The sequence below is a fragment of the Microbacterium sp. W1-4-2 genome, from assembly GCF_058349885.2.
Genome location: NZ_JBYRJC020000002.1, coordinates 598,909 through 624,483 on the forward strand (window position 1 = coordinate 598,909; position 25,575 = coordinate 624,483).

26 protein-coding genes are annotated in these 25,575 nt (G+C 70.2%); 17 read left to right on the forward strand and 9 right to left on the reverse strand.

What is annotated here, in order from left to right:
• Genes AC3RX0_RS10635 through AC3RX0_RS10650 form a run of 4 tightly spaced genes read left to right on the forward strand, consistent with a single transcriptional unit; the run spans position 1 to position 2,972 of the window.
• Entirely contained in the window at positions 1–1,014 is a 1,014-nt protein-coding gene (locus AC3RX0_RS10635) for a DODA-type extradiol aromatic ring-opening family dioxygenase (RefSeq protein WP_491505951.1), read from the forward strand.
• A complete protein-coding gene (locus AC3RX0_RS10640; protein WP_491505952.1) occupies positions 1,011–1,664 on the forward strand; it encodes an RraA family protein in 654 nt (217 codons plus the stop codon). The genes AC3RX0_RS10635 and AC3RX0_RS10640 overlap by 4 nt, the downstream gene beginning before the upstream one ends.
• 31 nt (positions 1,665–1,695) lie before the next feature.
• Positions 1,696–2,343: an RraA family protein gene (locus AC3RX0_RS10645; protein WP_491505953.1), complete on the forward strand. Its 648-nt coding sequence runs from the start codon at positions 1,696–1,698 to the stop codon at positions 2,341–2,343.
• 2 nt (positions 2,344–2,345) lie between these two features.
• Positions 2,346–2,972 (forward strand): RraA family protein, encoded by a 627-nt coding sequence (locus AC3RX0_RS10650; RefSeq protein ID WP_491505954.1) that lies wholly within the window; start codon positions 2,346–2,348, stop codon positions 2,970–2,972.
• Positions 2,973–3,034: 62 nt separating this feature from the next.
• Here the strand turns inward: AC3RX0_RS10650 and hisC are convergent, their stop codons facing one another.
• From hisC to AC3RX0_RS10670, 4 genes are read right to left on the reverse strand one after another with little or no spacing between them, the layout of a single operon-like run.
• Positions 3,035–4,099, reverse strand: a complete 1,065-nt coding sequence (hisC, locus tag AC3RX0_RS10655) for a histidinol-phosphate transaminase (RefSeq protein WP_491505955.1) — start codon at positions 4,097–4,099, stop codon at positions 3,035–3,037.
• 30 nt (positions 4,100–4,129) lie between these two features.
• The gene (locus AC3RX0_RS10660) at positions 4,130–4,519 is read right to left on the reverse strand and encodes a Rieske (2Fe-2S) protein (RefSeq protein ID WP_491505956.1); all 390 of its coding nucleotides are present in this window, start codon (positions 4,517–4,519) and stop codon (positions 4,130–4,132) included.
• Positions 4,519–4,824, reverse strand: coding sequence for a hypothetical protein (locus AC3RX0_RS10665; RefSeq protein WP_491505957.1), 306 nt, complete (start codon positions 4,822–4,824; stop codon positions 4,519–4,521). Before AC3RX0_RS10665 ends, AC3RX0_RS10660 begins: the two co-directional genes overlap by 1 nt.
• A 1-nt stretch (position 4,825) precedes the next feature.
• Positions 4,826–6,085 carry an amidohydrolase family protein gene (locus tag AC3RX0_RS10670; RefSeq protein ID WP_491505958.1) on the reverse strand — a complete coding sequence of 420 codons (1,260 nt, stop codon included), beginning with the start codon at positions 6,083–6,085 and terminating at the stop codon, positions 4,826–4,828.
• 98 nt (positions 6,086–6,183) lie between these two features.
• Between AC3RX0_RS10670 and AC3RX0_RS10675 the strand changes: the two genes are divergently transcribed.
• The 10 genes from AC3RX0_RS10675 (at position 6,184) to AC3RX0_RS10720 (ending at position 20,950) form a co-directional block, all read left to right on the forward strand.
• A complete protein-coding gene (locus AC3RX0_RS10675) occupies positions 6,184–6,915 on the forward strand; it encodes a FadR/GntR family transcriptional regulator (protein WP_491505959.1) in 732 nt (243 codons plus the stop codon).
• Between the two features lie 152 nt (positions 6,916–7,067).
• A complete protein-coding gene (locus AC3RX0_RS10680) occupies positions 7,068–8,924 on the forward strand; it encodes an ABC transporter permease (protein ID WP_491505960.1) in 1,857 nt (618 codons plus the stop codon).
• 91 nt (positions 8,925–9,015) lie between these two features.
• Positions 9,016–10,131, forward strand: coding sequence for an ABC transporter substrate-binding protein (locus AC3RX0_RS10685; protein ID WP_491505961.1), 1,116 nt, complete (start codon positions 9,016–9,018; stop codon positions 10,129–10,131).
• A gap of 11 nt (positions 10,132–10,142) precedes the next feature.
• Entirely contained in the window at positions 10,143–11,255 is a 1,113-nt protein-coding gene (locus AC3RX0_RS10690; protein ID WP_491505962.1) for an ABC transporter ATP-binding protein, read from the forward strand.
• A 4-nt stretch (positions 11,256–11,259) separates the two neighbouring features.
• Entirely contained in the window at positions 11,260–12,882 is a 1,623-nt protein-coding gene (locus tag AC3RX0_RS10695) for a thiamine pyrophosphate-dependent enzyme (protein WP_491505963.1), read from the forward strand.
• A 57-nt stretch (positions 12,883–12,939) separates the two neighbouring features.
• Positions 12,940–14,379, forward strand: coding sequence for an aldehyde dehydrogenase family protein (locus AC3RX0_RS10700; protein ID WP_491505964.1), 1,440 nt, complete (start codon positions 12,940–12,942; stop codon positions 14,377–14,379).
• 22 nt (positions 14,380–14,401) lie between these two features.
• Entirely contained in the window at positions 14,402–15,853 is a 1,452-nt protein-coding gene (locus AC3RX0_RS10705; RefSeq protein ID WP_491505965.1) for an aldehyde dehydrogenase family protein, read from the forward strand.
• Between the two features lie 9 nt (positions 15,854–15,862).
• Positions 15,863–17,518 carry a thiamine pyrophosphate-binding protein gene (locus AC3RX0_RS10710; protein WP_491505966.1) on the forward strand — a complete coding sequence of 552 codons (1,656 nt, stop codon included), beginning with the start codon at positions 15,863–15,865 and terminating at the stop codon, positions 17,516–17,518.
• Positions 17,519–17,566: 48 nt separating this feature from the next.
• Positions 17,567–19,441, forward strand: a complete 1,875-nt coding sequence (locus AC3RX0_RS10715) for an FAD-dependent monooxygenase (RefSeq protein ID WP_491505967.1) — start codon at positions 17,567–17,569, stop codon at positions 19,439–19,441.
• Between the two features lie 81 nt (positions 19,442–19,522).
• Complete coding sequence (locus AC3RX0_RS10720; protein WP_491505968.1) at positions 19,523–20,950, forward strand: aldehyde dehydrogenase family protein; 1,428 nt, start codon at positions 19,523–19,525, stop codon at positions 20,948–20,950.
• 33 nt (positions 20,951–20,983) lie between these two features.
• Here the strand turns inward: AC3RX0_RS10720 and AC3RX0_RS10725 are convergent, their stop codons facing one another.
• Both AC3RX0_RS10725 and AC3RX0_RS10730 read right to left on the reverse strand, forming a co-directional pair.
• Positions 20,984–21,184, reverse strand: a complete 201-nt coding sequence (locus tag AC3RX0_RS10725; protein ID WP_491505969.1) for a DUF6186 family protein — start codon at positions 21,182–21,184, stop codon at positions 20,984–20,986.
• The gene (locus AC3RX0_RS10730; RefSeq protein WP_491505970.1) at positions 21,181–21,810 is read right to left on the reverse strand and encodes a hypothetical protein; all 630 of its coding nucleotides are present in this window, start codon (positions 21,808–21,810) and stop codon (positions 21,181–21,183) included. Before AC3RX0_RS10730 ends, AC3RX0_RS10725 begins: the two co-directional genes overlap by 4 nt.
• A 76-nt stretch (positions 21,811–21,886) precedes the next feature.
• Here AC3RX0_RS10730 and AC3RX0_RS10735 point away from each other — a divergent pair, with 76 nt between their 5' ends.
• The gene (locus AC3RX0_RS10735) at positions 21,887–22,312 is read left to right on the forward strand and encodes an NUDIX hydrolase (protein ID WP_491505971.1); all 426 of its coding nucleotides are present in this window, start codon (positions 21,887–21,889) and stop codon (positions 22,310–22,312) included.
• Positions 22,313–22,418: 106 nt separating this feature from the next.
• Here the strand turns inward: AC3RX0_RS10735 and AC3RX0_RS10740 are convergent, their stop codons facing one another.
• Complete coding sequence (locus AC3RX0_RS10740) at positions 22,419–22,886, reverse strand: aminoacyl-tRNA deacylase (RefSeq protein WP_491506340.1); 468 nt, start codon at positions 22,884–22,886, stop codon at positions 22,419–22,421.
• Positions 22,887–22,966: 80 nt separating this feature from the next.
• The gene (locus AC3RX0_RS10745; RefSeq protein WP_491505972.1) at positions 22,967–23,554 is read right to left on the reverse strand and encodes a DNA helicase; all 588 of its coding nucleotides are present in this window, start codon (positions 23,552–23,554) and stop codon (positions 22,967–22,969) included.
• A 111-nt stretch (positions 23,555–23,665) separates the two neighbouring features.
• On the opposite strand from AC3RX0_RS10745, the gene AC3RX0_RS10750 reads away from it, so the two are divergent.
• Positions 23,666–24,223, forward strand: coding sequence for a peptidylprolyl isomerase (locus AC3RX0_RS10750; RefSeq protein ID WP_491505973.1), 558 nt, complete (start codon positions 23,666–23,668; stop codon positions 24,221–24,223).
• Between the two features lie 25 nt (positions 24,224–24,248).
• The gene (locus AC3RX0_RS10755; RefSeq protein WP_491505974.1) at positions 24,249–25,169 is read left to right on the forward strand and encodes a rhomboid family intramembrane serine protease; all 921 of its coding nucleotides are present in this window, start codon (positions 24,249–24,251) and stop codon (positions 25,167–25,169) included.
• A 108-nt stretch (positions 25,170–25,277) separates the two neighbouring features.
• Here AC3RX0_RS10755 and AC3RX0_RS10760 read toward each other — a convergent pair whose 3' ends face one another.
• Entirely contained in the window at positions 25,278–25,514 is a 237-nt protein-coding gene (locus AC3RX0_RS10760) for a cell division protein CrgA (RefSeq protein WP_491505975.1), read from the reverse strand.
• Between the last annotated feature and the right edge of the window lie 61 nt (positions 25,515–25,575).

The following is a 25,575-nucleotide window of genomic DNA, read 5'->3' on the forward strand; positions in this document are numbered from 1 at the left end:
ATGGCGAAGATCGTCGGCGGGTTCGGGACATCGCACGGGCCGCAGCTGAAGGTGGCGCCGCCGGAGGAGTGGATCGAGCGCGGTCGCGCCGATCGGCAGAACCCGGCGCTGTGGTACCAGGGTGAGACGTATGACTTCGAGAGCCTGAGGTCGCATCGCGAGGACTTCTCGCACGAGATCGCCCCCAACGTGATGCGCGCCCGCTGGGACCGCATGCAGGCCTCCCTCGACGCACTGCACGAGTACGCGGCATCCCAGCAGTACGACGCCCTGGTCATCGTCTCGAGCGACCACAAGGAGATCTTCGGGGACGAGCTGCTCGCGCCCTTCGCGATCTACTGGGGCGATTCGGTCGAGCACCTGCCGTTCAGCGAAGAGGACTTCGCAGCGATGTCGCCGGGGCTCGCCAAAGCCGCTCTCGGGGACGTCCCCGACCGGCCGATCACGCGGCCCGTGGACTCGGGCCTCGCGCGCCACCTCATCGACGCGATCCTCGACGACGGGTTCGACCCGGCAGCGTCACGCTTCCTCCCCGCCGGCCGCTACAAGAACGGCGGCATCCCGCACGGCTGGGGGTTCATCTATCAGCGCATCCTCGGGCAGGCCTCGACGATCCCGATGGTGCCGATCTTCGTCAACACGTTCTGGGAGCCGACACCGCCCTCCGCCGCGCGCAGCTACGACTTCGGCGTCGCGCTGGGCAAGGCCATCCAGAGCTATCCCGCCGACATCCGCGTCGGCATCGTGGCATCCGGCGGTCTCAGTCACTTCGTCGTCGACGAAGAGCTCGACCGCTCGTTCATCCGGGCGTTCGCCGAGCGCGACGTCGAGCACCTGCGCTCCATCCCGGCGAACCTCATGACGGCCGGCACCTCGGAGCTGCGCAACTGGATCGTCGTCGCCGGGGCCGCCCATGCCGCGGGACTCGAGGTCGACGAGGTCGTGTACGAGCCCGCCTATCGCACCGAGGCCGGGACCGGCAACGCGATGGGGTTCGTCACGTGGAAGGCGTGAGAAGCGTCGCCGAGCGCCTCGCGCAGTTGGACAGCTGTGCCGTCTCGGACGCGCTGGACACTCTCGGGCTGCCCGGTGCCGTCATCGGCATCCGCAGCCAGTCGCTGCCGGACGCGGCGATCTTCGGCCGGGTGCGCACGGTGCAGGCCGGTCCGCGTCGCGACGCCGGCCCACAGGCGCACATCGCGGCGGCGCTCGTCGACTCCGCCGAGGCCGGGGATGTCGTCGTGATCGCGAACGAGGGGCGGACGGATGTCTCGTGCTGGGGTGGTCTGCTCGGCCAGACCGCGGTCGGGCACGGCGTGGCGGGCGTCATCGTCGACGGTGCGTTCCGCGACGTTCAGGAGAACGCGGATCTCGGCCTGGCCGTCTTCGCCCGCGCGTGCGTACCGGTCAGCGCCCGGGGGCGCATCGTGCAGCACTCGATGGACGAGCGCATCGAGGTGGCCGGGGTGGCGGTCGACCCCGGTGACTGGGTCGTCGCCGACCGCAGCGGCATCGCGTTCATCCCGAAGGCCGACGCCGAGCGCGTCATCGCCCTCGCGGAGCGCATCGTCGCGCGCGAGGCCGACATGTCCGCGGCGGTGACCGCCGGCGCCGCCGTGGTCGACGTCATGCACGACTCGAAGTTCCCCACCGCCGGCGAATGACGCCGGCGACGTCCGCGAACGAAAGGCAGCGATGACGATCTCCCACGAGCGCATCGGCGCATCCACCGCGAGCATCTCGGACGCCCTCGACCGGCTCGGCCGCGACGGCGCCCTTCTCGGCATCGCACCGCTGGAGAACGGGCAGCGCATGCAGGGCCGTGCCTACACCGTGAAGTACGTGCCCGCCGGCAGCCCGCCCGGCACGGTCGGCGACTACCTCGACGACGTCGCGCCCGGCCAGGTCGTCGTCCTCGACAACGGCGGTCGGCTCGACGCGACCGTATGGGGCGACATCCTCACCGCCATGGCGCACACCAAGGGCGTGGCCGGAACGGTCATCGACGGCGTGAATCGCGATGTCGCCAAGGCGCTCGAGCTCGGCTATCCGATCTATAGCCGAGCGCGGTTCATGCGCACCGGCAAGGACCGCGTCGAGGTGCTCGCCGAGCAGGTCCCGGTGAGCATCGGCGGTGTGAAGGTGTCGCCGGGAGACCTCATCGTCGGCGACGACGACGGCGTCGTACGCATTCCGCAGGATGTCGAGGACGAGGTGCTGCGTCTGGCCGCCGAGATCGAGCAGCGCGAGGGCGCGATCCTGGCGGCCGTGCTGAACGGGATGTCGATCGCGCAGGCCCGCGCCGACCAGGGGTACCACACGCTGCAGCGGAAAGGCGAGTGACGGTGGAGTCGATCGCCGCGCGGCTGCGCGAGCTCGGGGCGGCGACTCTGCACGAGTCGTGCCCCGCGCCCAACGCGCTGCCCGCGTCGCTCCGGCCCGCATGGACCGGGGCCCGGCTTGCCGGACCGGCCTATCCCGTCCAGGTCGCCCCCGGCGACAACCTCGCTCTGCACTGGGCCATCGCGAGAGCCGACGCCGGCGAGGTCGTCGTCGCCGATGCGCATGACGCCGCTCACGGCCATTGGGGCGAGGTGATGGCGGTCGGGGCACAGGCGCGGGGGATCGCAGGCCTCGTGATCGCGGGCGGTGTACGGGATGTCGCGGAGCAGGCCGAGCTGGGCTTTCCGGTCTTCTGCAGCTCGGTCACCGTGCGCGGCACGGTCAAGCGCTGGGCCGGCACGCACGGGCTGCCGATCGTCCTGGGCGGCGTTGCGGTGCGGCGCGGCGACTGGATCGTCGCCGATGCGGACGGTGCGGTCGTGATCCCGGTGGAGCAGCTGGAGGTCACGCTCGAGCGTGCGGCAGCCCGCCTGGACAAGGAGGCCGCGATCATGGCGCGCCTGCGGGCGGGCGCCACGACGCTCGACGAGTACGGCCTGCGCGGGATCGACCGGCCTTTCGAGGCCTAGCCGCTCGACACAGAACACCCCCGGGAGCGTGCTGGCATCCCGGGGGCGTCCTGTCTGCGGGCTCAGCCGTGCATCACCGCGGCGATCTGCGCGGCCGCGGCGAGCACGCGATCGTTCTCCTCAGCCGTGCCGATCGTGATGCGCATGCCGTCGTCTCCCGACCCCCGTGCGAGCACGCCGTGTTCGCGGAGGGCCGCGCCCACATCGGCCGTGCGGGTGCCGCTGCGCAGCCACACGAAGTTGGCGTCCGAGTCGGCGACGTGGCAGCCGGCGGCGCGCAGCCCCGAAATGACCCGGCCGCGTTCGGCGACGAGGGCGTCGATCCGCTCGGCGAGCTCGTCCTGGGCGTCGAGCGAGGCGATCGCCGCCTGCTGGGCGAGGTCGGTGACGCCGAAGGGGATCGCGACGCGCCGCAGCGCGCCCGCGACCTCCGGCTGGGCGATCGCGTAGCCCACACGCAGCCCGGCCAGCCCGTATGCCTTCGAGAACGTGTACAGCAGGGCGACGTTCGGGTGCGCCCGGAAGACGTCGATCCCGTGCACCCCGTCATCCCGACGGCTGAAGTGCACGTACGCCTCGTCGAGGACCACCAGGACGTTCTCTGGCACACGGGCAAGGAACCGCTCGAGCTCGTCGGCTGTGACCGACGTCCCCGTCGGGTTGTTCGGGTTGCACACGAGGATCATGCGGGTGCGCTCGGTGATCGCATCCGCCATCGCCGGCAGGTCGTGCCGGTCGTCGGCGGTCAGCGGCACCGCGACCGGCGTCGCACCGGCGATCCGCGCGAGCGTCGGGTATGCGGTGAACGACGGCCACGCGAACAGCACCTCGTCGCCGGGTCCGGACGTCGCGCTCACGATCTGACCGGCCACTTCGACCGATCCCGAGCCGAGAGCGATCATGTCCTCGTCGACGCCGTGATGGCGTGCGATCCGGGCGATGAGCCCGGGGGCGGTCATCGCGGGGTACCGGTTGATGTCGTCGATGCGGCTCAGCACGGCATCCCGCACCGAGGGCAGCGGAGGGTATGGATTCTCGTTGGACGACAGCTTCACCGCGTCGGCCTCAGGGATCGCCCCCTGCTTGTAAGCCGGGATCTCCAGCACCTCGTCGCGCAGGCGGATCATCGATTCTCCTTCTGTGTTGTCATGTCGTGGTCACTCCCGCAGCGAGACGACGACGTCGCCGTCCACGATCTTCACGGGCACGGGGGTGAGCCGCATCGTCGCGCAGGACGGATGCTCTCCGGTCAGGATGTCGAATTCGTAGCCGTGCCACGGACAGACGATGTTCCGATCGGTCTCGGAGAACCCCGGACCGCCGCTCTTGTTGCCTTCGCGCACCAGCTGGACCGTGCGCGGCATCGTCTTTCCCTGGCACACCGGCCCGCCCTGATGGGGGCAGAAGTTGTGCCACGCGCGCACTTCGCCGCGGTATGCGTAGAGCCCCAGCTCGACGCCGTCCACGTCGACCACGATCCGCTCCCGCGCGACGAGGTCGGCCAGCTGCGCGACGACGACGTCCCGCATCCCGTTGCCTGCCGCCATCACACCCTCCGGTACCAGATCGCCATGTCGAAGATGTTGATGTCGGCGGCATCCAGGAGCGCCGCGACCAGGACCACGGTCTCGGTCGCGGTCAGCGCGTCGGCGGCGACCGGCCACTCCAGGCCTGCCACCTTGTCCTTCTTCGCTGCGAACAGCCGTGCGGCGGCGTAGAGCGCCTCGGCGATGGCCTCGTCGGGGACGTCGGCGACGTGGCCGCCGTCGATCACGACCTCGGTCGTCGCCTTCAACCGTGCGACGAGCTCGTCGAGAGCGGTGATGTCGGGGCTCTGGGTCTGTGCGCTCATGTCAGGAGATCCTTGGACGCTCACGAAGCACCTGCTCTGCGGAGGGCTTCTTGCGGGTGGTGGGGAGGTTGAAGATCCGCGCGGCATTCAGGCCGAGGATGTTGCGCTTGGCCTGCTCGCTGAGGAACGGGAGGCGGGTGATCGTCTGTGGCGGATCCCAGTCCCAGTGCGGCCAGTCGGACGAGTAGAGCAGCTGGGTCTCGGCGTTGAACGAGTACATGCTGGACTCCAGCAGCTTCATGTCCGTGCGCTCCATCGGCTGCGTCGTGTAGTACATCTCCTTCATGTACTCGCTGGGCAGTCGCTTCAGGCCCGGCGCCTCGCTGGGCCGCATCAGCACCTCGTGGTCGAGCCGCTGCATGAGGAACGGGATCCACGCCAGTCCGCTCTCGACCCACAGCATCTTGATCTTCGGGAACCGCTCGGGCATCGCGTTGATCAGCCAGTTCGTGACGTGGATCTGGTTGTAGTGCGTGAACGACAGGGCGTGCATCGAGAGGAAGCGGTTCAGCTGCGAGAACGACGGGTCGCCCCAGTGGTAGCCGGAGTGGAACGCGAGAGGCTTGCCGCTGTCCTGGATCATCGCGTACAGCCGCATGTAGCAGTCGGCGTGCACCGGGTTGTTCCGTGTCGAGCACACCGTGAAGCCGATGATGTTGTCTTCGCCGGCGTACTTCTCGACGAGCTCTTCGCAGACCTCGGGGGTGTTGTACGGCAGGTACAGCAGGCCCTTGAGCCGGTCGTCCTGCGGCAGGATCGTCTCGATCATCCATCGGTTGTAGGCGCGGGCGAGCACGACCTCGACCTCGTCCTGAGGGTGCATCCCGAGCAGCAGCATCGCACTCGGGAACACCACCTGATAGTCCAGGCCCATCGCGTCCATGCCGCGTCGGGCGGCGACGACGAACGGGTGTCCGTCCTCGCCGTCGACCGGCTCTTTTCGTCCCTGATGCCCGATGCGGCCGCCGACGCTCTGGTGCGACATCCCGGGGGCGATGTTCAGGAGCGCGTTCTGCCCTCCGAACCCGTTGAACTGGCGCATCCCGAGATCGCGCCAGACGTCGTTGTCGATGAGCTCGAGCACCTCGCCCCAGAAGTGGTCCTCCGAGACATGCGCGTCGATGTCGACGATGAAGTAGTCGTCGTACTCCGCGGCGGCCTGCTTGGTCGCGTGGGACAGGACGTCCCTCGTGTCCGACCGGTTCCCGATCTCGGCGAGCTCGCGTACGTCAGGTGCGGTGTGTGGCGGTTGACTGCTCACTGTGCCCCCTTCCTCTGGTCTTCTTCGACGGTGCTGGAACGGCCGGGTGCGTTGCCGCCTTCGGCCTGCGGAAAGTATCATACATATAATCTTTAGGAGTGCACATCGAGGAGGCTGCCATCGCGAGCAACGCCGAGAACGGCGCCGTACGCCGAGGGAGCAGGGCCTCGGATGCGGTCGCCGACGAGATAAGGAAGCAGTTCTTCGCAGGTCTGCGGCCGGGCGACTGGGTGGGCACGGAATCCGAGCTCGCCGATCGGTTCGGCGTCAGCCGCATCACCGTGCGGGACGCGATCCGCACGCTCGAGGCGCAGGGCATCCTCACCGTGGTGCTGGGCGCGCGCGGCGGGCTGCGCATCGCCGAGGCCGCGACCGATCGCGTGTCGGACACGCTCGCGGTGCAGCTGCACCTGGAGGGCATCAGCTGGGCCGAGGTCACCGAGGCGATGGCGACGATCGAGCCGACGACCGCCCGGCGGGCCGCGGAACAGTGCGACGACGACGACGCAGACCGGCTGCGCGCGCTGCTCGTCGAGACGCGTGCGGCAACCGACGATCCCGATGCGTTCACGGCCGCAGCGCTGGATTTTCACCTCTGTCTGGCCGAGATCGCCCGCAATCGCGCGCTCATCGCCTCGGTCCGGGCCCTGCGCATCGTCGAGCAGCAGCACTTCGCGCCGCAGACGACGCCGGCCGTCATACGGCGCGTCCTCGACGCGCACACGGCGATCGCCGACGCCGTGATCGGACACGACGCCGAGACGGCGATGCGCGAGATGGCGAAGCATCTCGATAAGGTTGCAGGTTCCGGCCGACGGGCGATCTGCTGAGGGTTCGTGCTCTCCGACACCATGTCGGATGAACCTCTCCGGGGTTCGTACCCCCGTTCCTCGTAGGCGCCGATTCGGGCCGACTACCATCTCGTGAATGTCGGCCCGCAATGCTGCGGCCGGCGGACGATCAACGGCGATAGGGAGCACGCATGACGGCAGTCGGTACGGGCACGCAGCCCGAGGTCCGCATGCCCACGGGCCGCCTGCGCCGGGCCGGGGGCCGGTTCGGCTGGGTGCTGTTCGTGCTCGTGCTCGCGGCGGTGTTCATCTACCCCGTGCTCATGCTCTTCTTCGGGGCGGTCAACGACGGTCTTCCGGGCAGCTCCGCGAAGGGCTGGTCGCTCGACAAGTTCGTCTCGGCCTGGACGGCCACGTCGACCTATGTGACCTTGGTGAACTCGCTGGTCATCGCGGTCGCCGGCACGATCGTGGCGGTGCTGCTGGGCGCGCTGTTCGCCTGGGTCACGACGAGCACGAACGTACCGGGGCGCAAGGCCCTCACGCCGATCATGATCCTCAGCATGCTGCTGCCCCCGCTGTTCTACGGCTTCGGCTGGATCATGCTCGCCAACGAGCAGACGGGCCTGCTGAACGTCGCGCTGCAGCGCTGGTTCGGCGTGCACGGCAGCCCGTTCAACGTCGAGTCGTGGACGGGACTGATCATGCTCTCGGGCCTCGGCTTCTCGCCGTTCACGTACCTGCTGCTGGTGGGGGCGTTCCAGAACCGCGATCAGTCGCTGGACGAGGCATCCCGCATCTCGGGTGCCAGCATGCTGCGCACGCTGTTCAGGGTGACCCTGCCCTCGATCGCGCCGGCGCTGACGGGCGTGATCACCCTGACGATCGTGCTGAACCTCCAGTCGTTCGACGTGCCGCAGCTGATCGGCCGCCCCGCCGGCATCTTCGTGTTCTCCACCGAGATCTACCGGCGCATCTACGACTTCAGCCCGTCCGACTACGGGTCGGCATACTCGCTGTCGATCATGATCCTCGCGGTCATCGTCGTGCTGTTCATCGCGCAGAAGCTCGTGCTCGGCAACCGGAACTATTCGACGCTGTCGGGCAAGGGCTTCCGGCGCGAGCCGCAGCAGCTCGGCGCCGGGCGCTATGTGCTGACCGGCGTCATCGTCCTGTATGCGGTCGTCAACCTGGTGCTGCCGGCGGGCGCGGTGCTCCTCGGATCGCTCCAGCCCGTGTTCGGCGTCTTCGGCAGGTTCACACTGGCCAACTTCGTCGCGGTCTTCCAGAGCCCCGACCTCATCGACAGCCTGAAGCTGACCGCCCAGCTCTCGGTGTTCGGCGGCCTGATCGCCATGGGCATCGCACTGCTCACGTCGTACGTCGTGCTGCGTCGCCGCGGATTCCTGAGAGGGTTCACGTCACTGGCGGTGTGGATGCCGTGGGCCATGCCGGGCATCGTGCTGGCCCTCGCCTACCTCTGGATCGTGCTCAGCGTCCCGGCACTGTCGGAGCTGTACGGCACGGCATGGCTCATGCTCATCGTGCTCATCATCGCGACCATCCCGCTGGTCAGCCGGATCGCCGAGGGGGCGCTCGCGCAGATCTCCCCGGAGCTCGAGGAGGCCGCCCGGATCTCGGGCGCCGGACCCAGCCGGGTGTTCGTCGGGATCGTGCTGCGCCTGGTGATCGCGAGTTTCGGCGCCGGCTGGTTCCTGTCGGCGCTGTTCATCTCCGGCAACCTGGCCGTACCGGCGATGCTCGCCTCTCCGGTCGCCAAGCCCGTGGCATCCACCGCTTATGAGCTGTTCGCGAGCGGCCAGACCTCCGAGGCCGCGGCGCTGTTCCTCATCATCCTCGCGGCCGCGTTCATCGTGCTCGTGGTCGTCGGGGGAGTCGGCGCCGTCCTCCGGGCGCGCACCGCGCGGGTCCTGCGGGCGGCGTCCGCGAGCGCCGAGACCCATGACGTCCCGCCGCAGACGACCGTGTTCGACGTGGCGGCGGAAGCGAGCCCCCTGATCCCCGAAGCCAGCGGGAGCCGCCGATGACGCACGGATGACGACGTTCCAGCACAGAGCCTCATATCACCCACCAACACCCAGCCCGAAGTCGCTTCGGGCACGAGCAGGCAAGGATGCCATGTCAAGGAAACTGATCCCCGCACTTGCGGTGCTGGGCGCGACAGCGATGCTGCTGGCCGCCTGCAGCACCGGCGGCAACACCCCGGGCGGTTCGGCCAAGACCGTCACCGTCCCCGGCGCCGACGCCGCGGCAAACGACTACATGAACAGCCTCTACCAGAAGGCGCTCAAATCGGGCGACACGAAGATCGTGGCGTACGGCTCATCGCCGTCGCAGGCCAAGCCCATCTGGGATGCGTTCAGCAAGCGGTTCCCCGGGATCACGGTGAGCCCGCAGGACCAGTCCGACGGACAGTCGCTGACCAAGCTGCAGCTCGAGGCGAAGAGCGGCAAGCGCATCGGCGACATGCTGTTCAGCGGCCACAGCGGCATGGCCCCGGTCGCCGCCGAGTCCAACATCTGCGTCTCGAACCCCACGATCAAGACCGTTCCCGCGAACGACCTCAAGGGGTACTGGGACAACAAGGTCATCAACTACACGAACCGCGTGTTCGGGCTCATCTACAACACCGACATGGTGAACAAGAGCGACGTGCCGACGTCGTGGGAGGACCTGCTCGATCCGAAGTGGAAGGGCAAGATCGAGCTGTACGACCCGACCGTGCTCGGCGGCCCGCGGTTCATCTTCGCCGACATGCAGCTGCCCGGGTCTCCCATGCAGTCCATCGCCGACCACATCATCAGCGGCATCGCGGCGCAGAAGCCGCACGTCTCGGCCGACGAGCCGTCCGTCGCCACCGACGTCGCGGCGGGTCGCTTCCCGATCGGGATCGGCGTGTACAAGGGCTTCTACGACGACGCGAAGGCCAAGGGTGCTCCGGTCGGATTCCAGTTCCCGATGGCGGAGGGCAACGAGCTCATCACGTCGGGCCTGTGCGTGATCGAGGACTCGCCGGCGTACGACGCCTCGCTGCTGCTCACGAACTGGCTGTTCACCTCGGAGGGGCAGAAGACGATCGTCGAGAAGACCGGTGCCTACGGCGCCGTGCCCGATGCGCCCGGCCCGGAGGGGATGCCGCCGTTGAAGGAGGTCAAGATCTTCCCGCAGATCGACGGCGACCAGTCGCAGTACGACCCGTACTTCGCCGTGGTGGACAAGTACTTCAAGCAGTAAGGAAGGGACACGTGTCTGAGGTCATCGCCCAAGGCCTGGTGAAGAAGTACGGCGAACGGATCGCCGTGCGCGGGATCGACATCCGCATCGAATCAGGCGAATTCATCACTCTCCTCGGCCCCAGCGGGTGCGGCAAGACGACCACGTTGCGCTGCCTCGCCGGCCTGGAGCGCCTCACCTCGGGGCGTGTCGACTTCGGCACACGGACGGTGGCGGACCCGCAGCGCCACATCTTCGTGCCGCCGGAGAAGCGACAGGTGGGGATGGTCTTCCAGAGCTATGCGCTGTGGCCGCACATGACCGTGTTCGAGAACGTGGCATACCCGCTCAAACTCGCGCGGGTGCCGAAGAAGGAGGTCGAGACCCGGGTCACCTCGACCCTGGAGGGCCTCGGCCTGAAGGAGCACATCCGCAAGCCGGCCATGGCCCTGTCGGGAGGGCAGCAACAGCGCGTCGCCCTCGCGCGAGCCATGGTCGGCAAGCCCCAGCTGATCCTCTACGACGAGCCGCTGTCGAATCTCGACGCCAAGCTGCGTTACCAGATGGGGCTGCAGATCCGGCAGCTGCACGACGAGGCGGGCGCCACGTCGATCTATGTGACGCACGATCAGGAAGAGGCGATCACGCTCTCGGACCGCATCATCGTGATGAAGGACGGGGCCATCGAGCAGATGGGCACCCCGAACGAGGTGTACACGCACCCCCGTACGGCGTTCGTCGCCGACTTCATGGGGTTCGGCAATATCTGGTCCGGCACGGTGCAGTCCGTCGAGGGGGATTGCGTCCGGGTGCAGGTGGATGCCTCGCCCGTGCAGTTGAGTGGCACCGCCGGCTGCGACCTCAAGGTCGGGGACCACGTCGCCGTGGCCTTCCGCAGCGCCCACGTGGCACTGAGCACCGGGGGGCAGGAGCGGGCGGACACCGCCCGGATGCGCGGTACCGTCGTGCACTCCACGTATGTGGGCAGCGCGGTCAACGTGCTCGTCGACCTCGGCGGACTCAACCTGCGCGTGCGGCTCGGCGAGCTGGAGCTCGGGATGCTGGAATCCGGCGTGCCCCAGCCCGGAGACGCCCTCGATCTCGTCCTGCCCAGCAGGCATGTCGTCGTACTCGAAGAAAGGTGAATCGGTGGCGGAAGTGACCCAGGAGGGCACCGGAGGAGACATCCTCGCCCAGGCTCTGATCAGTCAGGGGGTGACGCAGATCTTCGGCATCCCCGGGGTGCAGCTGGACGGGGCGACCGATGCGCTGTACAAGCGGCAGGACGAGCTGGCGTTCACCTGTGCACGCAACGAGCAGGCCACGACCTACATGGCGGACGGCTACGCGCGCTCCACGGGTCGCGAGGGCGTCGCCATGGTCGTGCCGGGCCCCGGCATGCTCAACGCGACCGCGGGACTGGCCACCGCCTACGCGGCGAACTCGCCGGTGCTGCTGGTCAGCGGCCAGATCAACAGCGCGATGATCGGCAAGGGGTACGGCGCGCTGCACGAGATCCCCGACCAGAGCGGCATCCTGTCCCGCCTCACGAAGTGGTCGGGCCTGGCCAAGACGCCCGAAGAGGTGCCCGGGCTCGTGGCGGAGGCGTTCCGCCAGCTGCGTTCGGGTCGACCGCGGCCCGTGGCGATCGAGGTGCCGATGGACGTGCTGCACGCCCATGCCCGCGTGCAGATCGCCGACCGCGTCGGACACGCGCCGACGGCGCCGGACGCCGCGGCGATCGATCGGGCCGCCGAGGTGCTGTCGTCTGCGCGCAAGCCGCTCATCTACGTCGGCGGCGGCATCCGTGCCGCGGATGCGTCGCAAGCGCTCGTCGCGCTCGCCGAGGCGCTCGAGGCGCCGGTCGTCGTGAGCGAGAACGGGCGGGGCGCGATCGACGCGCGTCACCGGCTGGCGTTCGACGGCCTGGCGATGCGCCGATTCCGCGACGACGCCGATGTCATCCTCGCCGTCGGCAGCCGCCTGGCCAGCGCCGGCGGCCAGCCGGTGAGCCTGGGATCGGGCAAGGTCGTCATGCTCAACGTGGAAGAGGCGGACCTGCACGGACCGCATCCCGTGGACGTCGCCGTGCACGGTGACGCGCGGCTGGGCCTCGAAGCCCTCGCGGCGGGCATCGTGGGCGGGCCGCGAGAGAGCCGGCAGGCCGAGTTCGACGGCGTCCGGGCATGGTGCGACGAGCAGTTCGCGGGCATCCGGCCGCAGCTGGACTACCTCGCCGCCATCCGCTCGGCGCTGCCGGAGGACGGGGTCTTCGTCAGCGAGCTCACTCAGATCGGCTACGTGGCGAACATCCGGTTCCCCACGTATCACGCCCGCGGATTCCTCAGCGCGACCTATCAGGGCACGCTCGGCTTCGGCTTCACGACCGGACTGGGTGCGAAGACCGCGAACCCGGACCGCGCCGTGGTCTCGGTCAGCGGCGACGGCGGCTTCTCGTGGACGCTGCAAGAGCTGTCGACGGCGAAGCGGTTCAACATCGGCCTCGCCGCCATCGTGTTCAACGACGGCCACTTCGGCAATGTGCGCCGCATGCAGCGCGACAGCTACGGCGGCCGGTTCTTCGCCACCGATCTGACCAACCCCGACTACCAGAAGCTGGCCGAGGCGTTCGGCGTGGCCTCGGCCAGGGTCACCACGTGCCAGGAGCTCCACGGCGTGCTGACCGAGGCCTTCCAGGGTGACGAGCCGCTCCTGATCGAGGTGCCGGTCGGAGACTTCCCGAGCCCGTGGCCGCTGATCCACGAACGCTGAACCCGATGGCCGAAGCGCCCGGGTGCGCTCGGGCATGCAAGAGAAAGTGACCGACACATGACGAAGCACGCAGCCCACTACATCGACGGGGAGTGGGTGGACGAGGGATCCCCTCTCGAGGTCGTCAACCCCGCCGACGGCTCCGTCGTGGGCACGGTTCCGGAGGCGGACGCGGATGTCGTCGACCGCGCGGTCAAGGCCGCTCGGCGGGCGTTCGCGTCGTGGAGCACGACGCCGATGGCCACGCGGATCGAGTTCGTGCGGCGACTTCGCGACCAGGTCGACCAGCGTCGCGAAGAGATCGCGCAGACCGTCAGCCGGGAGATGGGGTCGCCGATCTCGTTCGCGCGGGTCGCCCAGATCGTCGTCCCCCTGGCGGACCTCGACGCGCTCATCGCCGCGGCCGAGGCGCACGAGGATGTCCGGGTGGTGTCGCGCTCGCTCGTCGTCGCCGAGCCGGTGGGCGTGGTCGGGGCCATCACGCCGTGGAACTATCCGCTGCATCAGATCATGCTCAAGATCGGCGCGGCGCTGCTCGCGGGCTGCACGGTCGTGCTCAAGCCCAGCGAAGAGGTGCCGTTCGCGGCCCATATCGTCGCGCAGATCCTCGACGGACTCGGCCTTCCGGCGGGCGTGTTCAACCAGGTGCACGGGCGGGGGATGCCGACCGGCGATGCGCTGATCCACCACCCGGACCTCGACATGGTCAGCTTCACCGGTTCGCGGGCCGTGGGCGAGATCGTCGGCGCGGCAGCGGGCGGTTCACTCAAGCGCATCGCCCTGGAGCTCGGTGGAAAGTCGGCGGCGATCGTGCTGGACGATGCCGACCTCGACACGGCGGTCACCGAGGTCGTCTCGCAGTGCTTCGCGAACGCGGGGCAGACCTGCGCGGCCATGACCCGCGCCCTGGTCCCGTCGGCGCTGCTCGACGAGTTCCAGCGGCGCGCCGTCGAGATCGCCGCCGGCTGGGAGCCGGGGCTGCCCGACGACGAGAGCACCCGGATGGGGCCCGTCGTCTCGGCGAAGCAGCAGGCCTCGGTCCGGCGTCGGATCGAAGAGGCCGTCGCGCAGGGCGCCACCCTGCTGTACGGCGGCGCAGACCTGCCGGAGGGCCCGCTGCAGGGCGGTGCGTTCGTGCGTCCGACGATCTTCGGCGACGTGACCCCCGAGATGGCGATCTATCGCGAAGAGGTCTTCGGGCCGGTGCTGGCCGTCACCCCGTACGACACGGTGGACGAGGCCGTCGACCTGGCCAACGACAGCGAATACGGCCTGTCCGGAGGAGTGTGGACGACGAACATCCGCCGCGGCGTCGACATCGCCCGCCGTATCCGCACCGGGGTCGTGAACATCAACGGCGCCAAGCTGGATGTGGGCGCCCCCTTCGGCGGCTACAAGAAGTCCGGCATCGGGCGTGAGGCGGGTGTGCACGGCTTCGAGGAGTTCCTCGAATTCAAGAGCATCACCGGCGTCGAAGCGGCGCCGGACATCTCCTGAGCACGATCGGCGGAGGAAGCGGATGAGCGAGCTCGAGACCGTGATCGGCACGGGAGTCGTCTACACCGGCACGTGGGAGGTGCCGCACGGCGGCACCGGTGATGCACGGGATGCCGCAACCGGCGCGTCGCTCGGAACGGTGGGGCTCGCCGACGCGATGGATGTCGAGACCGCCGGGCGGGCGGCGCGCGCCGCGCAGCCCGGCTGGGCGGCCCGGCCGTTCACCGAGCGAGCGGCCGTGCTCGCACGGGCCGCGGCCTACCTCGAGGCGCTGCCCGCCGAGGACCGCATCACGATGCAGCGCGAAGAGGGCGCGATCGCATCCAAGATCGCCGGCGAGCTGCACAAGTCGGCCGAGGAGCTGCGGTCGGCCGCGGGCCTGCTGGAGCTGCCGTACGGAGACCTGCTGCCCAGCGAGGATCCGGCCGTGCTGTCGATGGCGCGCCGGGTCCCTGCGGGCGTCGTCGGCGTGATCGCACCCTGGAACGCACCACTGCTGCTCGCGATGCGCGCCGTCGCCCCGGCGCTCGCCCTGGGCAACGCCGTCATCCTCAAGCCCGACCCCAAGACGGCCATCTCGGGCGGCCTCGTGCTGGCGAAGGCGTTCGACGCTGCAGGACTGCCGGCCGGCGTGCTGCACGTCCTGCCCGGGGGTCCCGACGCGGGCGAGGCGGTCGTCGCCTCGCCGCACACCGATGTGATCTCGTTCACCGGATCGACCGCCGCGGGCCGTCGCGTCGGCGAGGTCGCGGGGCGGCTCCTGAAGAAGGTCGTCCTCGAGCTCGGCGGCAACAACGCCTTCATCGTGCTGGACGACGCGGACCTCGACGCCGCGGTGCGGTTCGCACAGTCCGGCTCGCTGCTGCACAACGGCCAGATCTGCATGGCCACCGGACGCCACCTCGTGCACGAGTCGATCGCCGACGATTACGTCGAACGGCTTCGCGCGCACGCCGCCGGGCTCGTCGTCGGCGACCCAACCGAGTCCGACACGCGGATCGGCCCGCTGATCTCGCTGCAGCAGGCTCAGCGCGTCCAGCAGATCGTCGACGAGGCCGTCGCCGGCGGCGCGAGTGTGCTCACCGGCGGTCGCCATGACGGCCCCTTCTTCCCGCCCACCGTGCTCGACCGCGTCGAGCCGGGCAACGCGGCGTTCGAGAACGAGATCTTCGGCCCCGTCATGCCCGTCACGCGCTTCGCGACCGACGACGAGGCGATCGCGCTGGCCAACAGCACGGACTACGGCCTGGCCGCGGCCATCCACTCCGCCGACCTGAACCGCGCCCTCGGACTCGCCGGGCGCCTGCGCACCGGCATGGTGCACATCAACGGGATGACGATCGGCGATGCGCCCTGGGTGCCGATGGGCGGAATGGGCCAGTCCGGCAACGGCGGCCGATACGGCGGGCACTGGAACCTCGACGAGTTCAGCAGCTGGCAGTGGGTCACCGCCCGCACCTCTCCCCGATCATGAGGTGGCGAGATGGCCTCTGCCGCTGACCTGCTTCAGACGCTGCGCGCCTGGCGCATCCCCTACGTCTTCTGCTGCCCCGGGACGAGCGAGGTGCCACTGCTCGATGCGCTCGCCGCCGACGACGCAGCCTCGCCTCGGTTCCTGCTCACCACGCACGAGGCGATCTCGGTGTCGATGGCCGACGGGTACGCACGGGCATCGGGCGACATCGGCGTCGCGTACCTGCACACCAACGTCGGCCTCGCGAACGGGTTGGCGCACCTGTATGCGGCGCAGGTCGCGCGCAGCAGCGTGGCCCTGCTCACCGGTGTCAAGGGCACAAGGACCCTGCCGCATCGCGCACTGACCACCTCGCCCCGCATTCTCGAGACGGCCGCCCCGTACGCCGGCCACACGTGGCAGAACCTCGACGGCGAGAGCCTCGTCGACGACGTCGATCGCACGCTGTGGCACACTACCGTCGCCCCCGAGTCGCCCGCGGTCCTGACCATCCCGCAGAACCACCTGTCGGCCGCCGCGAGCACGGCGTACAGCGCCGGCAGGCCGCCCGCGCACCCGCGCCGGCCCGCGCCCGACGACCTGCGGCGCGCCGCGTCCCTGCTGCGCTCCGCCCGCCGACCGCTGATCATCGCGGGATCGGATGTCGCGCGACGCGGCGCGCAGCAGTCGCTGGAGCGCATCGCCACAGCCCTCGGCGCCCCCGTGTACGTCGAGTCCCGCCGAGACATCGAGCGATGGTCGTTCTCGAGCGACCATCCCAACTTCGCGGGCGTGTTCGAGCCGCGCAGTCCGATCGCCGCCGACGCCGACCTGCTGTTCCTCGCCGGCGCACCCACGCCGCTCGAGTTCTCGGCCGAGATGCCGATCCTGCCTGCCGGCGTGCCGTTGCTGCACCTGACCGAAGACGCTGCCGAGGCGGGCCGGCGCATCCGCCCCGCGGGCGCCCTCGTCGGCGACACCGCACTCGGGCTCGCCGAGCTCGCAGACCTCCTGACGGCGGACAGCTCCTGCCGGCCGGCGACGGACTTCCTCGCCCGGGCCCGCCGTCACCATGACCAGCAGCGGTCGGGCTGGGCCGAGAGCGTGCCCGCGGCCGCCGAGGGGGCGGACTTCAGCGCTGCGGCCGCGATGCGTGTGCTCGCCGAGACTCTCGGCGGTGAGGGACTGCTCGTCCTCGACGGCGTCACGTCCACGCTTCCGCTCCTGCGCTTCCTCCGGCGCACACGCCACGACAGCCTGTTCGCCACCGCGAGCGGGTCGCTCGGCTGGGGCATGGGGGCCGCCGCCGGCGTCGCCCTGGCCCGCAATGAGCGCACGATCGCCGTCGTCGGAGACGGGGTCGTGCAGTTCGGCGTCCCCGCCTTGTGGACGGTGCGCCACTACGACATCCCCGTCACCTACATCGTCGTCAACAACGGCCGCTACCAGGCGGTGATCTCGGGCCTGGCCCGCATGGACGGGGCCGCGCACGCGAAGCGCGACTACCCCCTCACCGACATCAGCGGCGTCGACATCGCCGCCCTCGCGGCATCCTTCGGCATCCCGTCCGAGCGCGTGCACGGATCCGCCGGCCTGGCCCGGGCCGTCGCCGACGAGCTGGCGCGGACCCCCGACGACGGGCCGCGACTGATCGAAGTGATGGTGAACGACACCCTGTGGCAGTGACCGGCGACGACGCCGGCCACCCGCACACGCAGAAGAAGAGGAGAGAACATGGCAACCGGCATCCATCGGCCCGGCCTGCTGCCGCCCGTCGCAGAGGACGACTGGCCCGAGTCCACCGACGTGCTCATCATGGGCGGCGGTCCGGTCGGACTGTCGTGCGCGATCCTCTTGGCCCAGCACGGCGTGGACGTGCTGCTGGTCGACCGGCGGGACTTCGTCTTCCGCTTCCCGCGGGCACATCTGCTCAACATGCGCACGATGGAGGCGTTCGCCGACATGGGCGTCGCGGACGACATCTACGCGGCGACCCCTCGACACGACCGCTGGCGCAAGGCCGTCTGGTACACGACCGCGACCGGCCCCGGCCGGTTCGACGGCATGAAGATCGGCGAGGTGCCCGCCTGGGGCGGTGGCGACGAGGCCGAGCGGTATCGGCAGGCCGGCCCCCGTCCGCACGCGAACATGCCGCAGATCCGCCTCGACCCGCTGCTGTACTCCCATGCGCTCGCCGTGGCCCCCGGCCGGATCCGCAAGCTGCAGGAGGTCGTCGCGATCGACCAGGACGAGGCATCCGTACATGCGACGATCCGCGACGTCGCGACCGGGGTGACGCGGCGGGTGCGGGCGCAATACCTCGTCGCGGCCGACGGCGGCCGCAGCAGCGCCGAGCTGCTGGACGTCGCGCTCGAAGGTCCGCGCGACATCCGCGAGGTCGTCAACTACCACGTGAGCATGGATCTGTCCGCGTGGCCCGAGCCCGATGCCCTGCTCGCCCACTTCATCCATCCCGCCGGCGGTGCCCGCCGACGCGGCACGATCCAGGCGATCGGCCCGGTGCACTACGACCGCAACTCCGAGGAGTGGCTGGTCTCGGTCGCGGCCTGGATGGTCGAGGGCGACCCCGACGACGAGGCGGCGCTGTTCGACTCGATCCGGCGGATGCTGGGCCTCGCGTCCGACCACGAGATCACGATGCACACCACCACGCGCTGGAACTACCACGGACTCATCGCCGAGCACTTCCGGGTCGGGCGGGCGTTCCTCGCGGGGGATGCAGCGCACAAGCATCCGCCGACCGGCGGCCTGGGGCTGAACGGCGGCGTGCAGGACGCGCACAACCTGTGCTGGAAGATCGCGGCCGTGCTGCACGGCCAGGCACCGGACGGGCTGCTGGACAGCTACGAGGCCGAGCGGCGTCCCACCGTGGCCTGGTACACCGCGCACTCGCTCGAGAACGCGAACCGGCACCCCCCGATCGCCGAGGCGCTCGGTTTCGGGCCCGACGAGGCGGCGGGGTTCCGCAGCCTCGAGACGTACGTCAGCGACACACCCGAGGGCGCCGCCATGCGCGCGCGGGTCGCCGCGGCCGTCGCGCACAACGCGTACGACTACAGCCAGCTCGGCGTCGAGGCGGGCTACCACTACTGGGCGGGCGCGTTCGTCCCCGACGGCACGCCGGTGCCGGGGGACCCGGCCGATCCGATCACGTTCCATTCGACCTCGCGCCCGGGCCACCACCTGCCGCATGCCTGGCTGAGGGGAGGGGATGCCGCGGCCGTGCCGGTCTCGTCGCACGACCTCGTCGAGCCCGAGGGGCTGACCCTGCTCACGTCGGCCGCCGCGGCTCCGCGATGGACCGAGGCAGTGCGCCGGGCCGACGGTCCGATGCCGGTCACGGTGGTCGGCGTCGGCGACGACGAGGCGGCGTGGAACGCCGCGAGCGAGATCGGGCCGGAGGGCGCGCTGCTGGTCCGCCCTGACCGGAAGGTTGCCTGGCGTGCGGTCGTGCTCCCGGCGGATCCGGCGCACGAACTGCGCGACGCGCTCGGGGTGGTGCTGCGCGGCGGCGACGCCCCCGCCGAGGATCCGGCCGAGCCGTACCTCGTGCGCATCCGCGCCGCCGCGAGCGTGCTCGTGCGCTGACGGTGCGCGGGCTGCGGCATCCAGCACCACAGTGATGAGGCAGAGGGCGAGCCGGCTTCCGGCACAGAGAAGGAGGAGAGCATGAGCGCATCGGCGATGACCGACGAGCGAGCCGTGTACGAGTGGGCGCCCGGGTCGGGCGACGTGCGGTCCGTCGTGGACGCCGCGACAGGAGCCGAGATCGGCCGTGTCCGGCTGGCGACCGCGGACGACGTCGACGTCGCCGGCCGCGCGGCCCGCGCCGCGCAGGCGGAGTGGGCGGGCCGTGGGTTCCGCGAGCGCGCCGCCGTGCTCGAGCGGGCGGCGGCCGCGATGGCGCGTCTCGCTCCGGAGTACGAACGGCTCTCGCGGCGCGAGACCGGCGCCACGCTGACCAAGGTGCGCCGCGAGCTGGCCAAGACCGCCGACCAGTTCCGCGCCGCCATCGCCCTTCTCGAGCAGCCGACCGGCGTGCTGCTGCCCGACGAGGTGCCGGGGCGGATGTCTTTCGCGCGGCGCGTGCCGGTGGGCGTGGTCGGCGTGATCGCGCCGTGGAACGCACCGCTCATGCTCGCGATGCGCTCGGTCCTGCCCGCGCTCGCCCTCGGCAACGCGGTGCTCGTCAAGCCCGACGTGAAGACGCCGATCACCGGCGGCGCGCTGATCGCGCGGATGTTCGCCGAGGCGGGCCTGCCGCAGGGCGTTCTGGCCGTCCTGCCCGGCGGTGCCGACATCGGCGAGGCCGTCGTCGCCTCGCGGCACACCGACCTCATCTCGTTCACCGGTTCGTCGGCCGCCGGCCGCAAAGTGGGCGCGGTCGCCGGCGGGATGCTGAAGAAGGTCATCCTCGAGCTCGGCGGGAACAACGCGTTCGTGGTGCTGCCCGACGCCGACCTCGACGAAGCGGTCGCGCAGTCCGTCCGCGGCTCGTACTCCCATCAGGGGCAGATCTGTATGGCGACGGGCCGCCACCTCGTGCACGAGTCGATCGCGGCCGAATACGTGCGCCGCCTCGTCGCGCATGCCCGGACCCAGCGTGTCGGCGATCCGGCCGACCCCGAGACGACGCTCGGCCCGCTGATCGACGTGCGCCAGGCCGAGCGGGTCCAGGACGTCGTGGACCGCGCCGTCGCCGCCGGAGCGCGCGTGCTCACCGGCGGCCGACACGACGGTCCGTTCTATGAGCCGACCGTGCTCGACGGCGTTGCACCCGGCAACCCCGCGTTCGACGCCGAGATCTTCGGACCGGTGCTGCCGGTCACGACGTTCTCGACCGACGACGAGGCCGTCTCCATCGCGAACGCGAGCGACTACGGCCTGTGCGCCGCGATCCACACCGCCGACCTCGACCGCGCCCTCGCGATCGCCGCCCGCATGCGCACCGGCATGGTGCACATCAACGGCCAGACCGTGACGGACTACGCGTGGGCGCCGATGGGCGGCATGGGCCGCTCGGGCAATGGCGGCCGGTTCGGCGGCCACTGGAGCCTCGACGAGTTCACGACGACCCAGTGGGTCACCGCGCGCTGAGCCCGCCTGCGCGGCCTTCCGGCGCTCGACCGGCTACAGCGTCTGCCCGGCCAGAAAGTGCCACCCCAGCCACCACCAGATGACGATCACCGCGAGGCGCACCGCGCGGTCCGACATCAGCCGGTCGAACATCGCGGTGACGGATGCCTCGGCGAAGCGCCGTCCGACGAGCCAGCCGGCGATCGCGAGCGCCGCGGCGCACGCCAGGAAAGCCCCGGTGCTGACGACGATCATCGGGCACCTCCACGGCGCAGCAGCCACGCGCCGCCGCTGACCCACAGCACGATGAACACGATCCTGCCCGGGACGGTGGCGACCGCGGGGTTGAGCAGGTCGCTCAGCGAGAACCACGCCGCGTCGGGCTCGACGAGTCCCAGGATGAACTGCGTGAGCTCCCACAGGCATCCGGTCACGAGGATCGCGCCCCACCACCAGGCCAGGTGCCGGATGCCGGTACCCGCGGACGTCCGCTGCACGGGCCGGGCGACCCCGGCGCCGAGCCAGGCGAGCGCCACCGCGGCGAGGCCCGCGACGATCACGACGATCTGCATCGCGATGCCGTGCCGCGGGAGGAAGCACAGGATCGCGCCCAGGATCGCGGTGGTCCCGGCGAGGGTCGAGAGGGGCAGGCGCCCGGGGCGTGCGCGGGTGCGTGCGTGTGCTGCCAGCACGACCCCGAGGGTCGCGACCGTGAACACGGACGCGTCGAACCACTGCAGCCGCACGATCTGCACGATGCCGATCGCGGCGAGGATGAACGCCCAGCAGGCGACCGGCCAGCTCAGTCCTCTGCGGGTCGTGGGGCCGGTGGAGGGCGTCGCCGGCGTGTGGGCGCGTCGTTGCTTGTTCTGCCCGTCCATGGCACAGCCCCCTTACCGAGAACTCTAGTCAGGTCGCCGGGAGGCGGAGCCGGGCGACCGGCCCTAGGGTGGATCCGTGGACCTGCGTGTCGCCGCCTATGCAGTCATCGTCGACGACGGCCGCGTGCTGCTCTCGCACTGGATCCAGGGGCGCCGCCCGGCATGGACGATGCCCGGCGGGGGACTCGAGGACGGTGAGGACCCCGTCGACGCCGTCCGGCGCGAGGTGCGCGAAGAGACCGGCTACCGGGCGAAGATCGGCGAGCTGCTCGGCATCCACTCCCGGGTGATCCCCCCGGGACGCCGGGTCACCGACAGTGCGACCGAGCCGCTGCACACGCTGCGGATCGTGTACCGCGCGAGCATCATCGGGGGCAAGCTGCGCAACGAGGTCGACGGCTCGACCGATCGCGCCAGCTGGTTCGACCTGGCGGGCGTGAAGTCGCTGCAGCGCGTGAAGCTCGTCGACATCGCCCTGAAGATGGCCGACGTCGCGTACTGAACCAGCCCCGGGCGCGGCACTACGACGAGCCCGGTCCGTCAACATCACAGCCATGTCGGCCAGGGCGTGAGGCGGGCGAGCGGGCCGGACGTCAGGAGCGTGGCGGTCAGGGCGCGGACGGGTCGGGGAGGGGCTGCGAGATGTCGGCCACGGTCGCGCCGTAGGCCGCGATGAGATCGTCCGCCTCCACGAACAGGCTGTAGCCGTGCGCGCCCGCGCCCATCGCCACCCGGCGCCCCACGATCTGCTCGTCGGCGTACACCGGCCAGTCGTGGGTGGACCCGAGCGGCACGATCGTGCCGCGTTCGTATCCGGTCGCGGCGAGGGCCAGCTCGGGCTCGGGCAGGCGCAGCTTGTTGACGCCGACGACGGCGCGCAGCTTCGGCCACGAGATCGCACGATCGCCGGGGATGAGCGCGAACAGGTACGAGTCGTCGCGCCGCTTCACGACCAGGGTCTTCACGATGTCGGCGGGCTGCAGCCCCAGGAGCGCGGCGGCCTCGGGAAGGCTCTTGGCCGCCGGGCGCTCGCGCAGCTCGATCGCGAGATCGCGGGCGGATGCCGCGGCCCGCACGCGTGCGGTGGGGTCGGGCGTTGCGGGACCGTCGGGACGTGTCGACCTGCTGCGCTCGCTCGACGACCCGGGGTCAGCGGTCACGCCTCGGGGGCACGCAGCGGATCGTCGGCCACCCACAGCTCGTCGTCGGCGCGCAGCGTCTGCCACGCCGCGTACACGACTCCGATGGCGGCGGCGATGCCGAGCAGGATGGCCAGGACCCCGCCGGCGCCGATCCCCGACTTCTGGGGGGCGGGCCTGGCGGCGGCCAGCTGCGCGGCGAACGCGCGGGTCGCCTTCTTGCTCTTCTTCTTCGTGTTCTTGGCGAGGGCGTCGAGGTCGATCGACGGGCTGCGACCGGCCGCGAGTTTCGCACGCGTGTCGGCCGCGGCATCCCACACCGACAGTGCGGAGCCGACGACGGCGCCGGCAGCGGGCACGACCGTGTCGTTGAACACGTGCTGGGCCGACTTCATGCCCTTGTCGACATACGGTGCGGCGTACTTCTGGTAGTTCGCCTGCATGGTGGGCGTGACGTGCTCCCGGTTGTAGTTGCCGAGTTGGCGACCGGCCTCACGGGCGACGGCCGCGGCCTCACCGACGAGCACCTGCTGCGACTCCCAGACCTTCGTGGCCTGATCCTGCAACTTGCGGAGTTCTTTCTTGCGCTTGCGGCTGAGACCCACGGCGTGCCCTCCCTGTCGATGGGTAGTGTGCCTCTTCATCTTGCCAGACGTACCCGCCAGCGGAAGGGGCTGTGCACAACTTCAAAGGATGACTCTGGAACAATGGGATGCATGCCAATCGCAACCGCTGTCGCCACACTTCACACCAACCACGGCGACATCGTCGTCAACCTCTTCGGAGACCATGCTCCGCGCACCGTGCAGAACTTCGTCGGCCTCTCCGACGGCACGGGCAGCTGGACCGACCCGGCCACCGGCAAGCCGGGCGAGGGTCCCCTCTACAAGGACGTCATCTTCCACCGCATCATCCCCGGCTTCATGATCCAGGGCGGCGACCCGCTCGGTCAGGGCATCGGGGGACCCGGTTACACGTTCAACGACGAGATCCACCCCGAGCTGACGTTCGGCTCGCCGTACCTGCTGGCGATGGCCAACGCGGGACTCCGCCGCAACGCGATCACGGGCGCCGCCGAGGGCACCAACGGGTCGCAGTTCTTCATCACCACCGACCCGACGCCGTGGCTGAACGGCAAGCACACGATCTTCGGCGAGGTGGCCGACGACGCCTCGCGCGCGGTCGTCGACGCGATCAGCGCCGTGCCCACCGGCGCGCAGGACCGCCCGCTCGAGCCCGTCGTCATCTCGTCGATCGACATCGCCGCGGCCTGAGGCCGAACCGCCCGGCGCCCACCAGATGACCAACGCCGATTTCGCTCGCGATCGCGAGAACTTCTGTTACCGGCATCCCGACCGGCAGAGCTTCGTGCTGTGCCAGCGGTGCCTGCGCGCGATCTGTCCGGAGTGCCAGATCCAGGCGCCGGTCGGGGTCATCTGTCCGGAGTGCCTGCGCGACCAGCAGCGCGCCGCCTCGCCGACCCAGCGCAAGGCGGAGCGCCGCTGGGGGCGGCGCGGGGGCGCCGTGGCCGCCACGCCGATCGGCGGGCGGCCGCTGGTCACCTACTGGATCATCGGCATCACCGCCGCTGCGTACCTGGCCCAGCTCGGCTCGCGCGAGCTGCTCGGAGTGGACGTCGTCCAGCAGTGGCTGGCGATGTACGGACCGCTGGTCAATCCCGCGCTGGGAGCATTCCAGCCGTGGCGGCTGATCACGGTGCTGCTGGTGCACTCGTCGTGGCTGCACATCGGCCTGAACATGCTCGCGCTGTGGATGATCGGCCGAATCCTCGAACCGCTCGTCGGCCATACGCGCTTGCTCGCGATGTATCTCCTCTCGGGGATCGGCGGATCGGTCGCCGTCGCGCTGCTCAGCCCGACGACCCCGGTGGTCGGGGCGTCGGGCGCGATCTTCGGTCTGTTCGGCGCACTGCTGGTGATCGGCCGGCACATCGGAGCGAACATCGCAGGGATCGCCGTGATCATCGCGATCAACTTCGCGTTCCCGTTCGTGATGGGCCTGCTGGCGGGGTCGCTGTCGTCGATCCAGATCTCATGGCAGGCGCACCTGGGCGGGCTCATCTCGGGCGCCGCGGTCGGCTTCATCTATGCGCGCACGCGCGCGGCGCGTCAGCGTGGCCTGCAGATCGGTCTGCTCGTGGCGCTCACGGCAGTGCTGCTCGCGCTGCTGGCGATCCCCGCCGCCATCGTGTCCGCCTGACGCTCTTCGCGCGACGCGTCTCTTCGCCGAACAGGCGAAGTTATCCACAGGTTCATCCCCAGGTGGGGATGAATCACACCGTTGTGATTCGCTGTCGTTCGAAGGTCGTCAGCGCCAGCGCGTGGTCATGAGGAACCCGACGAACGCGATGCCGAAGCCGATCGCGAGGTTCCACGGTCCGATGCCCGGGATGGGCCACTGCATGCCGCTGAGGTAGAAGACGAGAACCCAGATGAGGCCGAGCAGCATCAGTCCGACCATGATCGGTTTGAACCACGCGGCGTTGGGCGCGGCATCCCCTTCGCTGCGCTCGACGAGCTCGTCGTCCTTGCCAGATCGTGCCATACAGGCATTCTACGGGGGCGGGGCGCCGCGGGCCGAACCCGACCTCCCGGCCGACCCCGGC